At 72.3% G+C, this 12,691-nt stretch carries 8 protein-coding genes and 2 tRNA genes; 6 read left to right on the top strand and 4 right to left on the bottom strand.

Annotation, left to right across the window (positions count from 1 at the left end; all coding sequences use genetic code 11):
- Positions 1 to 5 precede the first annotated feature (5 nt).
- From ACZ6SA_RS30315 to ACZ6SA_RS30325, 3 genes are read right to left on the bottom strand one after another with little or no spacing between them, the layout of a single operon-like run.
- The gene (locus ACZ6SA_RS30315) at positions 6 to 1,619 is read right to left on the bottom strand and encodes an ABC transporter substrate-binding protein (protein WP_347647232.1); all 1,614 of its coding nucleotides are present in this window, start codon (positions 1,617 to 1,619) and stop codon (positions 6 to 8) included.
- A gap of 23 nt (positions 1,620 to 1,642) precedes the next feature.
- The gene (locus tag ACZ6SA_RS30320) at positions 1,643 to 3,316 is read right to left on the bottom strand and encodes a hydantoinase/oxoprolinase family protein (RefSeq protein ID WP_347647231.1); all 1,674 of its coding nucleotides are present in this window, start codon (positions 3,314 to 3,316) and stop codon (positions 1,643 to 1,645) included.
- On the bottom strand, positions 3,309 to 4,379 hold the full coding sequence (locus ACZ6SA_RS30325; protein ID WP_465831926.1) for a DUF917 domain-containing protein: 1,071 nt from the start codon (positions 4,377 to 4,379) through the stop codon (positions 3,309 to 3,311). The genes ACZ6SA_RS30320 and ACZ6SA_RS30325 overlap by 8 nt, the downstream gene beginning before the upstream one ends.
- 226 nt (positions 4,380 to 4,605) lie before the next feature.
- On the opposite strand from ACZ6SA_RS30325, the gene ACZ6SA_RS30330 reads away from it, so the two are divergent.
- The 6 genes from ACZ6SA_RS30330 (at position 4,606) to ACZ6SA_RS30355 (ending at position 9,310) form a co-directional block, all read left to right on the top strand.
- Positions 4,606 to 4,678 (top strand) — tRNA-Met (locus tag ACZ6SA_RS30330).
- A 3-nt stretch (positions 4,679 to 4,681) separates the two neighbouring features.
- A tRNA-Arg gene (locus ACZ6SA_RS30335) sits at positions 4,682 to 4,754 on the top strand.
- A 34-nt stretch (positions 4,755 to 4,788) separates the two neighbouring features.
- Positions 4,789 to 5,223 carry an RpiB/LacA/LacB family sugar-phosphate isomerase gene (locus ACZ6SA_RS30340; RefSeq protein WP_347647229.1) on the top strand — a complete coding sequence of 145 codons (435 nt, stop codon included), beginning with the start codon at positions 4,789 to 4,791 and terminating at the stop codon, positions 5,221 to 5,223.
- Positions 5,224 to 5,238: 15 nt separating this feature from the next.
- On the top strand, positions 5,239 to 5,463 hold the full coding sequence (locus tag ACZ6SA_RS30345; protein WP_347647228.1) for a PF20097 family protein: 225 nt from the start codon (positions 5,239 to 5,241) through the stop codon (positions 5,461 to 5,463).
- A gap of 127 nt (positions 5,464 to 5,590) precedes the next feature.
- Positions 5,591 to 6,754, top strand: a complete 1,164-nt coding sequence (locus ACZ6SA_RS30350; protein WP_465831929.1) for an amidohydrolase — start codon at positions 5,591 to 5,593, stop codon at positions 6,752 to 6,754.
- A 27-nt stretch (positions 6,755 to 6,781) separates the two neighbouring features.
- Positions 6,782 to 9,310 carry a Tex family protein gene (locus ACZ6SA_RS30355; protein WP_465831931.1) on the top strand — a complete coding sequence of 843 codons (2,529 nt, stop codon included), beginning with the start codon at positions 6,782 to 6,784 and terminating at the stop codon, positions 9,308 to 9,310.
- Between the two features lie 462 nt (positions 9,311 to 9,772).
- Here the strand turns inward: ACZ6SA_RS30355 and ACZ6SA_RS30360 are convergent, their stop codons facing one another.
- The gene (locus ACZ6SA_RS30360; protein WP_465831933.1) at positions 9,773 to 12,619 is read right to left on the bottom strand and encodes an AfsR/SARP family transcriptional regulator; all 2,847 of its coding nucleotides are present in this window, start codon (positions 12,617 to 12,619) and stop codon (positions 9,773 to 9,775) included.
- Positions 12,620 to 12,691: the final 72 nt, after the last annotated feature.

Raw genomic sequence — 12,691 nt, forward strand, 5'->3', positions numbered from 1 at the left:
GGGCGTCAGCGTGCGCGTTCGAGGTCGTAGAAGAAGACGACGTTGGGATAGGCGGGGTTGTCCACGTACCCCTTGACATCAGCGGTCAGCGCGCGCTGGTAGGTCTGCACGTACGGCACCGCCACCGCCGCCTGCTCCCCGATGATCTTCTTCTGCAGCTCCTCGAACGCGTCCTCCGCCTTGAGCGCGTCGGTCGCCATGAGCTCGGGCAGCTTCTCGACGGCCGCGTCGATCTCGCGGTCCTTCAGGTACGACAGGTTGAACCGCGGCTCGTCCTCGCTCTTGAACACGTTGAGGAACCACGAATAGGCGTCCGGATAGTCCGGATACCAGTACATGACGAAGATGTCCTGCCCCTGCTTCTTCCCCAGGTCCCACTGGGCGCTCCACGTCATGGGCTTGGCCTGCAGCGTGATGTTGAGCTTCTTCAGCGCCGAGCTCAGCAGCGTGACCAGCATCTTCTGGTCCTCGTCGCCCTGCGCGTAGGTGAGGGAGAGCCTGAGCTCGGCGAGGTCGGGGCCGTATCCGGCCTCGGCGAGCAGTTCCTGTGCCCTGGCCGGGTCGTGCTCGGGCTCCATGCCGTTCACGTGGCCGAGCAGCCCTTCCGGCACCAGGCCGCCGGCCTTCAGCCCCGCCCCCTTCAGCGCCGCCGCCAGGCCGTCGTAGTCGATCGCGAGCTGGAGCGCCTTCCGTACCCTGACGTCCTTCGTCGGGCCCGCGGCCGTGTTGAACAGCACCAGCAGGTTCTGGAACGACGGCGACCGCGCCGTCTGCACGTTGTCGGTCATGCCGGCCTGCTCGAACAGCTGCGGGTTCAGCCGCTGGACGAAGTTGACCTCGCCCTTCTGCAGCAGCTGCCACGCGGTGGTGGTCTCGGGGGTGACCCGGAAGGCGACCTTCTTGTACTGCTCGGGCGTCCAGCCGCCCCAGTAGTCCTCGAACGCCTTCAGCGTGAGCTCGGTCTCCTTGCCCTTCTGCCAGGAGTCGATCGTGTACGGGCCCGTGCCGGCGGTCGTCTTGCCGTCGGCGTCCACCGCGCCCACGTCGTAGATGTAGGCGGCGTAGCCCGAGGAGGCGATCAGGTCGAGCGGCGCGGCGCGCCTGAGCGTGAACTTCAGCGTGGTCGCGTCCACGGCCTCGATCGTGTCGACCGAGTCCCAGATGTAGGCGGCGCCGCCCTTCTTCTCGATCGTCCGCTCGATCGCCTTCTTGGCCGCCTCGGCGTCGAGCGTGGCGCCCGAGTGGAACTTCACGCCCTGGCGCAGCTTGAACGTCCACTCCTTGCCGCCGTCGGCCGAGCTCCACTCGGTGGCCAGGCGCGGCTCGGCCTCGCGGGACTGGAAGTTGTAACGGGTCAGGCCCTCGTAGATGTTCGACAGGGCGACGATCTCGTTGGAGTAGGAGGTGGCCGGGTCCCAGTCGGTGACCACGTCCAGGTTCGGCACGTAGACGAACGTGCTGTCGTTGGCCTTCGCGGTCTGCGTGGCGGCCGGGCCGGAGCTCTTCGCCGGCTCCGGCGTGCCTCCGGCGCCGCGCACCTGGCCGCCCGCGCACGCGGCTGCGGTCAGGGCCAGGGCGCCGGTGAGCCCGGCTACGAGCAAGCGCTTGTGCCAGCGCATGGTGGGGGGATCCTTTCGATCTTTCACCGGGCGAGGGGTCCGGCTGCTTTGACGTGTACGCGTACGGCGGGCTCGGAGAGATAGCTCAGCGGCACCTCGAGGAGATCGACGATCTCGACGCCGGAGGGATCCGCCCCCGCCGCCACGGCTCGCGCCACCGCCTCTTCCTTGGCCCTTTCGATCGCTTCTGGCCGACTATCTCCCGCAGGCAAGATCGTATCGACTCTGCCACTCGCGAGGGCGATGGCCGCTCCCACGGCGTTGGCCACCTCGGCGTGCTCGGGGCGGATCACCCGGCTCACGCCCGGGATGCGGGCGGGCAGGATGAACGCTCCCCCACCGACCGCGACCAGGGGCCGGTCGGTCCTGCCGAGCGCCATGCGATCCACGGCGTCGATGACCATCTCGTCCGCGACGGCGATCGCCCTCGCCAGGATGTCGGCGATCGTTTCCGTCCCGTCCCGCGCGACCGGCCCTCCGCCCGGCCCGTCGCCCGCCGCCGCTGCCCGCGCGTCCGCGCCGTTCCGTCGTGCGGCCGCGCGGGCCAGGACGGCCGCGGGGAGACGCCCGCGCCATGCGGCGGCCCCCGGCGGGGTGCGGCCCGCCGCCACCGCCGCGTCGGTCATCGTCGCCGTGGCCCCGCCGAAGACCAGCGCCTCACCGGCGATCCGGTAGCCGACGGAGTCGGGGCCGACCCCGCGTCCGCGCACCACGCTCCCGCCGCCGAGGGCGACGGAGAGGATGTCCGGCATGCGGAAGTTGGTGAGCACCCCGCCGATCTCGACCGCCGCCGCCGACTCGCGGGGGAAGCCGCCGGCCAGCACCCCGAGATCGGTGGACGTGCCGCCGACGTCCACCACGACCGCGTCCGCCACGCCGGACAGCAACGCGGCGCCGCGCAAGGAGTTGGCCGGGCCCGACCCGATCGTCGCGACCGGCAGCCGCGCGGCGTGCTCCACCGTCATGAGCGTGCCGTCGTTCTGCGCCAGGTACGGGCGCGCGTCCAGCCCGCGCTCGGCCAGGACGGCGCTCAGCGCGCCGGTCACGTGGGCGGCGACGCCGTAGAGGGCGGCGTTCAGCACGGTGGCGTTCTCGCGTTCGAGCAGCCCCAGCGTGCCGATCTCGTGGCTCAGCGAGACCGGCAGGCCGTACTCGGAGGTGACCAGCTCGGCGACGAGCCGCTCGTGCCCGTCGCTCGCCGGGCTGAAGACGCTGGTGACGGCCACCGCGTCGGCCTCCACGCCGTCCAGGAAGCGGCGGACCGCGCCGAGGTCGGGCGCGCTGATCTCGCGGCCGTCGACGTAGTGCCCGCCGGGGACGACGGCCTCCCCCGCCGACACGGCCTCGCGCAGGTCGTCCGGCCAGCCGGAGAGCGGGGGCACGGCGGTGGTGGCGGGCGCGCCGAGCCTGAGCACGGCGACCCGGCCGAGGTTCCCGCGCTCCAGGATCGCGTTGGTCGCGTGGGTGGTGCCCAGCATGACCCGGCCCACCCGGCTCCGCACGCCGCCGTCCGGCGTCCGCGCTCCCGCGGCCCCTTCCAGCTCCGCGAGCACCGCGTCCATGGCCGCCCGCAACCCTCCGGTAACGTCCCTGCTCGTCGGCCGCTTGGCCTTGGCCACCACCCGGCCGTCGGCGCCGAGCACGACCGCGTCGGTGTTCGTGCCGCCGACGTCGATCCCCATCCGCAGGTCAGCCATGCGCCGTCAGCTCCTCGACGGGTACGTAGTCGAGGTCGTAGCCGAACGCCACGGGCCCGGCCGTCTCCAGCCCTCTGGGCGTGCGCCAGAGCGGGTCGCAGGGCCAGGCGAGCACGCTGACGCGCTGGCCGTACCGCAGGCTCTCCGTCTGGACGGCGGCGGCGGTCTCGGTGTCCACGATCGTGATGAGGTCGGGGACCATGGCCCGCACGGCGCCGTCCTCGACGGCGACGAGGTTCTCGTTCTGCAGTTCCACGGTGAGGCGGCGGCCGCGGTCGTCGCCGGTGCCCTCGATCGTGGCCGTCCCCCGGACGAAACCGCCGGTGGTGCGCCGCTCCACGTCGGTCAGCTTGCCGGTGATCAGGCGTACCGCGCCGAGCCGGTCCTGGAGCGCTCCGAGCGGGTCGGCCGCGCCCTCCGTGGCCCTGCCGATCGCCAGCGCGCGGGTGACCGTGCCCTCGATGACCGCGCCGCGGGCCCGGCCGGCGGTCAGGACGTAGTCGGCCATCAGCGCGTGCGAACCGGCGGCCACGCACACGGCCCGTGCCAGACGCTCGGACCAGAGCCCGTCGATCGGGCGGATGGTCACGACGTTCCCCACGATGTCAGACATGATCACCAGGTCGGCCGGGATCCCGGCCACGTACATCGACACCATCTGGACCTCGGGGAACGCCCGGCCCATGCCGTCGGCGTCGAGCAGCGGCACCCCGAGGCGCGCGGCCCAGGCGACGGGTGCGACCCCGTTCGAGCCGCCGATCTCGGAGGACATGATCGCGCTCGGCGGCCGGCCGAAGAGCCGCTCCACCTCATCGGCGACGCGCTCGGGCTCGTCCTCGCCATGGATCATCTCGTGGCCGACCGTCGGCGCACCGATCCCGGACAGCGGCACGACCAGCGCGTCGCCGGGCAGGTCGGCCAGCTCGACCAGCGGCACCTCGCCGTACGCCCGGATGGCCCTGACCGCGGCCAGCGACCCCGTACGCACGTCTCCCCCGCCGCCGGTGCCCAGGATCGCGCACCCCCGGGCGAGCGCCGGGATGTCACTCTCGTCAATGCTCATATGGCTGCACAACCAAGCACATACCGCACCAATGCGCCAGTCTGACATGTGCGGCATAAACGCGTTGCGCCGTCACGCGTACGACCGCCATGCTCGATACCGGCACCTGATCCAGCGAAAGGACCTCCCATGACCACCCGGCGAATGCGCGTGCGGCGCCGCACGGGCGTGTCCTGGGCGCGTCGGGGCTGATCTCCGGCCCCGGCCCCGCCCGGGCGTCTTCCCAGGCGGGTGGGGGCGCTGGTGTGCCCGGCGATTTCATGCGTCGCTCCAGGCGGGTTCGATTCCCGCACCCGCCACGGGCCCTCGTGGCGCAGCGGAGAGCGCACCTGTTTCCGGAACAGGAGGCCGCTGGTTCGATTCCAGCCGGGGGCGCTGGTACATCTGAGGTGAGCAGCCGGGAGGACACATGCGGATTTCGGTGGCCGCCGACAGCAAGGACGGCGTGGCCGAGCGGGTCGTGGCGGACTTGCGCAGGCGCGGGCACGAGGTGGTCGCCCACGGCGCGCTCGGCGACGGCGAGCGCGCCGACTGGGCGTGGGCCTGCGAACTCGCCGCGAGAGACGTCAGCGAAGGGCGTGCCGACCAGGCGGTCGTCTGCTGCTGGACGGGCACGGGCGCGTCCATCGCGGCGAACAAGGTGCCCGGCGTCCGCGCCGCGCTCTGCGTCGACGCCTACACCGCCGACGGCGCCCGCACCTGGAACGACGCCAACGTGCTCGCGCTCAGCCTCCGGCTGACGTCCGACGTGGTGCTCGGTGAGATCCTCGACGCCTGGTTCGAGGGGCGGCCCAGCACCGACGCCGCCGACATGGCAAACGTCTCCCATCTCGACGAGATCTGACTACGCTCGGGCCGCATGTCCATTCTGCGGTGCACGCATTGCGGGGAAGAGTCGCTGGAGCCCGGGTTCATCATGGATTCCGGCCAGAGCTCCCAGGGATACGTCAGATGGGTGGAGGGCCCGCTCGAACGCGGTCTGTTCGGCGGAGCCAAGCTCTTCGGCCGGCCCAAGTGGCAGGTCGAGGCCTACCGCTGCCGTACGTGCCACCATCTCGAACTCTTCGCCCGCAACCCCAGCTGACCCGATCACCCAGCCCGTCCACCCCGGGCATCCGTCACCCTGGATGACGTCCGCGCCGCCCGCCGGGTCCGGAACCGTCACAGCGGCGACACGGAAATCGTCGGTCCGGCCGTTTAGGGTGCTGGGCATGACCGACGTGCTGATCCGTGGCGGGCACCCCTGGGGGCTCGGCGCACCCGCCGACGTCCTCGTCCGCGGCGGCCGCGTCGCCCGGGTCGGCCAGGGCATCGACGCGCCCGCCGCCCGGGTCGTCGACGTCACGGGTCAGCTGGTGCTGCCCGGCCTCGTCGAGGCCCACTGCCACCTCGACAAGACGCTTCATGGCGGGCCATGGGTGCCCCACTCGGCCGGCGACACGCTCGCCGGCCGCATCGGCAACGACCTCGCCCGCCGGGCCGAGCTGGGCGTGCCGAGCGTCGAGCGGATCGGCGCGCTGCTGGAGCGCATGAGCGCGGCCGGCACCACCCATGTGCGCACCCACACCGACATCGATCCCGAGGTCGGCCTGCGCGGCCTGGAGGCCGTGCGCGAGGCCGCCGCGCGCTCCCCTCTCGACGTGCGCCAGGTCGCCTTCCCGCAACACGGCGTGCTGACCAACCCCGGCACCGCCGAGCTGCTCGAAGAGGCGCTGAAGGGCGGCGTCGAGGCGGTCGGCGGGCTCGACCCCGCGGGCATCGACCGCGACCCGGTGCGCCACCTCGATCTGATCTTCGGCCTGGCCGGGCGCTACGGCACGCATCTCGACATCCACCTCCATGACGGCGGCTCGCTGGGCGGCTGGGAGCTCGAGCTCATCACCGAGCGCACCAGGGTGCTCGGGCTGGGCGGCCGGGTCACGGTCAGCCACGCCTACGCGCTCGGCCAGCTCGACGAGCCCTACGTCGACCGCCTGGCGCAGGGCTTCGCCGACGCGGGCGTGGCGCTGGTGACCGGGGCCGTCTACAACTACCCCGTGCCGCCCATCAAGAAGTTGCGGGCCGCGGGCGTCACGATCGCGTGCGGCCACGACGGCATCCGCGACCTGTGGGGCCCCTACGGCAGCGGCGACATGCTGGAGCGGGCGATGCACGTCGCCTACCGCAGCACCTTCCGCGCGGACGAGGACATCGAGCTGGCGCTGGAGGCCGCCACCTACGGCGGCGCCCGCGCGCTGGGGCTCGCGGGCTACGGCCTGGCCGAGGGTGACCGGGCCGACCTGGTGGTCGTGCCCTCGGGAGGCCCGGCGGAGGCCGTGGTCGTTCACCCTGGGCGCACTCTGGTCATGAAAGACGGCGTAGTCCTGCACAATTGACCGGCGGGACCATCGAAAGGCAGGCAAGTGCTCTCTATTCACCAGCGGATCGCGGCAGAGCTCGGCGTACGCGACGGGCAGGTGCAGGCGGCCGTCGATCTGCTCGACGGCGGCGCGACCGTGCCGTTCATCGCGCGATACCGCAAAGAGGCCACCGGCGCCCTCGACGACGCGCAGTTGCGCACGCTCGAGGAGCGGCTGCGCTACCTGCGCGAGCTGGAGGAGCGCCGGGCGGCCATCCTGGAGTCGATCGAGTCGCAGGGCAAGCTCGACGACGAGCTGCGCGAGCAGATCATGGCGGCGGAGACCAAGGCCAGGCTCGAAGACATCTACCTGCCTTACAAGCCCAAGCGGCGCACCAAGGCGCAGATCGCCCGGGAGCTGGGGCTCGAACCGCTGGCCGACCAGCTGCTCGCCGATCCCGCGTGTGACCCGGCGGCCACCGCGGAGGGCTTCGTCACCGAGGGGGTGGCCGACGCGGCCGCGGCTCTCGAAGGCGCGAGGGCGATCCTGGTCGAGCGCTTCGCCGAAGACGCCGACCTCATCGGCGCCCTGCGCGAGCAGTTGTGGAACCGTGGCCGGCTGGTCTCCAAGGTGCGCGAGGGCAAGGAGGAGGCGGGGGCCAAGTTCTCCGACTACTTCGACTTCGGCGAGCCGTTCACGAAGCTGCCCTCCCACCGCATCCTGGCCATGTTCAGGGGCGAGAAGGAAGAGATCCTCTCCGTCACGCTCGAGCCCGACGACAGCCCCGACTACGAGATGCGCGTCGCCTCCCGGTTCGGCGTCTCCGACCAGGGCCGACCGGCCGACAAGTGGCTGACCGAGACCGTGCGCTGGGCCTGGCGCACGCGCATCCTGGTGCACCTGGGCATCGACCTGCGCATGCGGCTGTGGCAGGCCGCCGAGGACGAAGCGGTGCGGGTCTTCGCGGCCAACCTGCGCGACCTGCTGCTCGCCGCGCCGGCCGGCGCGCGGCCGACGATGGGGCTCGACCCCGGCCTGCGTACGGGCGTGAAGGTCGCCGTGGTCGACGCCACGGGCAAGGTCGTCGAAACGGCCACAATCTACCCTCACGAGCCCAAGCGGCAGTGGGCCGAGTCGCTCGCCGTGCTGGGCGCGCTGGCGCAGCGGCACGGCGTCGAGCTGATCGCCATCGGCAACGGCACCGCGTCGCGCGAGACCGACAAGCTGGCCGGCGAGCTGGTCCAGCACATGCCGTCGGTGACGAAGATCGTCGTCTCCGAGGCCGGGGCCTCCGTCTACTCCGCCTCGCCCTACGCCTCGCAGGAGTTGCCCGAGCTCGACGTGTCGCTGCGCGGGGCGGTCTCCATCGCCCGCAGGCTGCAAGATCCGCTGGCCGAGCTGGTCAAGATCGACCCCAAGTCGATCGGCGTCGGCCAATACCAGCACGACCTCGCCGAATCCAAGCTCTCCCGCTCGCTCGACGCGGTGGTCGAAGACTGCGTCAACGCCGTGGGGGTCGACGTCAACACCGCGTCGGCGCCGCTGCTCACGCGCGTGTCCGGCATCGGCTCGACGCTGGCCGAGAGCATCGTCCGCCACCGCGACGCCAACGGCCCCTTCCGCGCGCGCTCGGCGCTGAAGAGCGTGCCCAGGCTCGGGCCCAAGGCATTCGAGCAGTGCGCCGGCTTCCTGCGCATCCGCGGCGGCGACGACCCGCTCGACGTGTCCAGCGTGCACCCTGAGGCCTACCCCGTGGTGCGGCGCATCCTCGGCGCCGTCAAGAGCGACCTCAAGACGCTGATCGGCAACACCGCGGCGCTGCGCTCGCTCAGGCCCGACGACTTCACCGACGACACGTTCGGCCTGCCCACGGTCACCGACATCCTGCGCGAGCTGGAAAAGCCGGGCCGTGACCCGAGGCCCGCGTTCAAGACGGCCACCTTCAAGGAGGGCGTCGAGAAGCTCTCCGACCTGACGCAGGGCATGATCCTGGAGGGCGTCGTCACCAACGTGGCCGCGTTCGGCGCCTTCGTGGATGTCGGCGTGCACCAGGACGGCCTCGTCCACGTGTCCGCCATGTCCCGCACCTACGTCAAAGATCCCCGCGACGTGGTCAAGCCCGGAGACATCGTGCGCGTCAAGGTCCTCGACGTCGACATCCCCCGCAAGCGCATCTCCCTGACGCTTCGCCTGGAAGACGAGATCACCACCCAGTCCCCGGCCGACGGCTCCCGCCGCGGCCCCGGCCGCCAGGGCCCCCGCGGCGCCGACGACGGTCGCGACAGCAGCCAAGGCAACGGCGGCCGTGGCGACGGCCAGCGCGGACGCGGCCAGGGCGGCCGCGGTGACGGTCAGGGCGCTCGTGGCGACGGTCAGGGCGCTCGTGGCGACGGCCAAGGCGGCCAGGGCGCTCGTGGTGACGGCCGAGGCCAGGGCGGTCGCGACGAGCGTCGCGGCGACGGCGGCAGGGGCAACGGGCAGCGCGGCAACGGCGACGGCCAGCGCGGGCGCGGCGGCCAGCGCCGTCCCGCACCGACGGGCGCCATGGCCGAGGCCCTGCGCAAGGCGGGCTTGGGCGGCGACAACCGCTGACCATCCCGGCCCGACGCCGGCCCTCGCGAAACGCCGCCCAGCGGCTTCCGGCGAGGGCCGGCATCCCCGCCCCGGCACCGGGCAGGTCTTCCCCGGCGAGGCGCACGCCCCCGGCCAGCCCTGACCTTGGACACGCCTCCCCGCGGCGCCGATGCCTTCAGCGCCCGCGAGTTGGTGAGGGTCGTCGTAGGGGTTGCCGATGTTGTGCCGCCACTGCACGGCTCCCCGGGACGCACGTGCCGTTGCCCGGGTTGGCATCCCAGGCGTAGAGATCGGCGTGGTGGGCGCCGTCGGAGGAAGCGCCGCCGGCCATCGACAACGCGGCGGCAATCGCGACGCATACGCGTGGGCTTTGGGTGCGCAGGGCCCAGCGGAGGACCCAGCGGAGGACCCTGCGGAGCGCGCGTTCAGCCGGGCTTGCCTTGCTCCTCGCCGAATCGGGGGCCCGTACGGTTCAGGAGTTCACCCCGAGGCCTGACGGTGGTTACGGAGCTTCGCGCGCACCTCGTCGGCGCCGGGGTGGGAGAGCTCGTCCAGGATGGCCAGCGCGTCCTGCCAGGCCTGTCGCGCCGCCTGATCGTCGTGCAGGGTGGCGTGCACGTCGCCGAGGTGGAGGAGCGTCTCCGCCTCCGTCATGCTGTCCCGCCCGGTTCGGAGGAGATCGAGGGCCTGGCGGTGGCACGTGATGGCTTCTTCGTGGTGGCCGAGGTGGTGGTGGGCGTACCCGAGAGCGTCCCATGCCGCGCCCTGCCCACGCGCGTCGCCGATCTGCTGGAACAGGGCGAGCGCTTGCCGGCAGCAGCTGACGGCCCGGTCGCCGTCGCCGAGGTCGGCGTACAGCCGTCCGAGCCCGCTGAGCATCTCGGCCTGCCCGTGCGGCACGTCCGCGACGCGGTACAGCTCAAGGGCGAGCCGCATGTGATGGGCGGCCTCGTCGACGTCACCGCGCTGCCCGTGGACCCAGGCGAGCGTATGATGCGCCTCCGCCTGCGCCGCCTCGTCGTCGATCTCCGCCGCGAGCTCCAACGCCCGCTTCGCATGGGTGTGGGCGTCGTCGTACCGCGCGAGGCTGCTGGACGCACAACCCAGGGCCAGGTGTGAGAGCACCTGCTGGAAGGTGTCGCCCCGCCGCTTGGCGGCGGCGAGAGCGATCGTCTGGATGCCGGCGAAGTCGCCCCACTGGGCCTGCCAGTCGAGGAAGTTCTCGAGAGTCCAGGCGATCTGCCAGGCCGCCGCATCGAACCCGGCGGCCACCGACAGGTCGATGGCCGCGAGAAGAACGGCACGCTCGTCGGAGAACCAGGCCTCGGCCTGCCGGCTGCCGGTCAGATCGCCGATCGTGACCCCGTGAACGGGATCGTCGAGGGTGATCTCGCGGCGCGCCGGGTTGATCAGCAGCGCTGCCCGGCGGCCCGTGTGCACGTAGTGGTCGAGCAGGCGGCGAAGAGCCCCGTGCGCTTCGGCGCTGCTCTCCTGCCCGCGTACGAGCTCGTTGGCGTACGCGCGAAGCAGATCGTGGAAGGTGAAGCGGCCGGGACGGTGCTCGATGAGCAGCTGCGCGGCGGTGAGGGTGGCCAGCAGGGGCCGCACCTGGGAGACGCGGATGCCGGCGAGACTGGCGACGGCGGTGAGCGAGACGTCCGGGCCGGGGTGGAGTCCGAGAAGCCGGAAGAGCTGGGCCGCGCCCGCGGAGAGCCCGTCATAGGAGACGGCGAACACCGCTCTGAGGTCAGTGGCGGGATCCGGGCCCGAGAAGGCGTCGAGGGTGCTCTCGGCGTCGCGCAGCCGCTCGGCCCACGCATGGAGCGGGAAGCCGGGTTGGGCGGCGGCGCGGGCGGCCATCACCGCCAGGGCAAGCGGGAGCCGCGCGCAGCGAGAGATGATGGCGTCGACGGCCTCACGCTCGGCGACCACACGATCGTCGCCGAGCCGGCGAGCAAGCAACTCGCGCGCTTCGACCTCGGTGAGCAGGCTCAGCGGGATCGGCCGGGCGGCCTGGGCCGCGACCAGGCCGGAGAGCTGGTTGCGGCTGGTGATCAGGGCGAAGCAGCCCGGTGAGGCCGGCAGCAGCGGCCGTACCTGTTCCTCGTCACGAGCGTCGTCAAGGAGAACGAGCATGCGCTTTCCCGCCAGGAGGCTGCGGTAGAGCCCCGCCTGGGCGTCCACGTCGGCGGGGATCCGCTGCGGTGGCACCCCCAGCGCGTCGAAACACCGGCGCAACGCCTCGGCCGGCGACAGCCCGTGACCGAGCGGGTCGTGGCCACGCAGGTTCACGTACAGCTGGCCGTCGGGAAATCGCTCGGCGACCCGGTGCGCCCAGTGCACCGCGAGCGCGGTCTTGCCGACGCCGGCGGGGCCGGAGACCGCCGAGATCACCACGGCGGGCGCGTCGCCGCTCTCGCCGTCGGGCAGCAGCTCGTCGAGCAGCTTGACCTGGTCCCCCCGTCCGACGAAGTCGCGGGTGGCCGCGGGAAGGTGGCGCGGCACGACCGGTACGTCCCGTGGCCCGTGCCCGGCGAGCGCGGCCGAAGCCGGCGGCGGGTCCGGCACCGGCCCGGCCTCCGGATCGGGTGCGCCGGCAAGCATCTGCCGATGCAGTCGTTGCGCGCTCGCGCATGGCTGGATGCCCAGCTCCTCGTCGAGAAGGTGGTACAGCCGCTGGTATTCGGCCAGCGCATCGGCCTGGCGGCCCGATCGGTACAGCGCGAGCATGAGCCGTTCGCGGAACGACTCGCGCAGTGGATGTTCGGCCACCAGCGCCGTCAGCGCACCGATCTGATCGGCATGACGGCCGAGCGCGAACTGGGCGTCGATCCTGTCCTGCACGGCCCCGAGGCGTCGTTCCTCCAGCCGTGGGCGTTCCAGGAGGATCAGCGGGCCGGTCGTGTCGCCCAGTGCGGGACCCCGCCACAGCTCGAGCGCGGCGCCGAGATCGCGGGCAGCGTCGGCCGGCCGGCCGTCGGCGAGCGCGGCACGTCCGCGCTCCGCGAAGCGCTCGAAGACAGCGAGATCGCTCGCCGTCTCGTCCAGGCGCAGGACGTAGCCCGAGGAGCGGTACACGAGTGGAGACTCGCGGCCGGTGTCCCTGCCCAGCGCTCGGCGTAGCTTGGACGCCATCTGCTGGATCTGGTTGGCGACCGTTGCCGGCACGTCCTCGTCCCACAGTGCCGAGATCACCCGATCGACGGAGACCACACCGTTCGCGTTGAGCACCAGAAGCGCGAGGAGCGCGCGCTGTTTCGAACCGCCGAGCGGCACCGGCGCCCCGTCTCGACGGACCTCGACAGGCCCGAGAATGCGGATCTCCATGCTGCCCCACTCTTCGCCTGTGATCAGGATAGGGGGCAGGAGCGAGGGACGAGGGGCGCGCGTCAGCGAGGT

The organism is Nonomuraea sp. NPDC049378 (assembly GCF_055586745.1).

Excerpts from the sequence above, each read along its gene's own strand:
- ACZ6SA_RS30315 (WP_347647232.1), bottom strand. The coding sequence starts at position 1,619 with ATGCGCTGGCACAAGCGCTTGCTCGTAGCCGGGCTCACCGGCGCCCTG.
- ACZ6SA_RS30350 (WP_465831929.1), top strand. The coding sequence starts at position 5,591 with ATGACCGACGTGCTGATCCGTGGCGGGCACCCCTGGGGGCTCGGCGCA.
- ACZ6SA_RS30340 (WP_347647229.1), top strand. The coding sequence starts at position 4,789 with ATGCGGATTTCGGTGGCCGCCGACAGCAAGGACGGCGTGGCCGAGCGG.
- ACZ6SA_RS30345 (WP_347647228.1), top strand. The coding sequence starts at position 5,239 with ATGTCCATTCTGCGGTGCACGCATTGCGGGGAAGAGTCGCTGGAGCCC.
- ACZ6SA_RS30360 (WP_465831933.1), bottom strand. The coding sequence starts at position 12,619 with ATGGAGATCCGCATTCTCGGGCCTGTCGAGGTCCGTCGAGACGGGGCG.
- ACZ6SA_RS30320 (WP_347647231.1), bottom strand. The coding sequence starts at position 3,316 with ATGGCTGACCTGCGGATGGGGATCGACGTCGGCGGCACGAACACCGAC.
- ACZ6SA_RS30325 (WP_465831926.1), bottom strand. The coding sequence starts at position 4,379 with ATGAGCATTGACGAGAGTGACATCCCGGCGCTCGCCCGGGGGTGCGCG.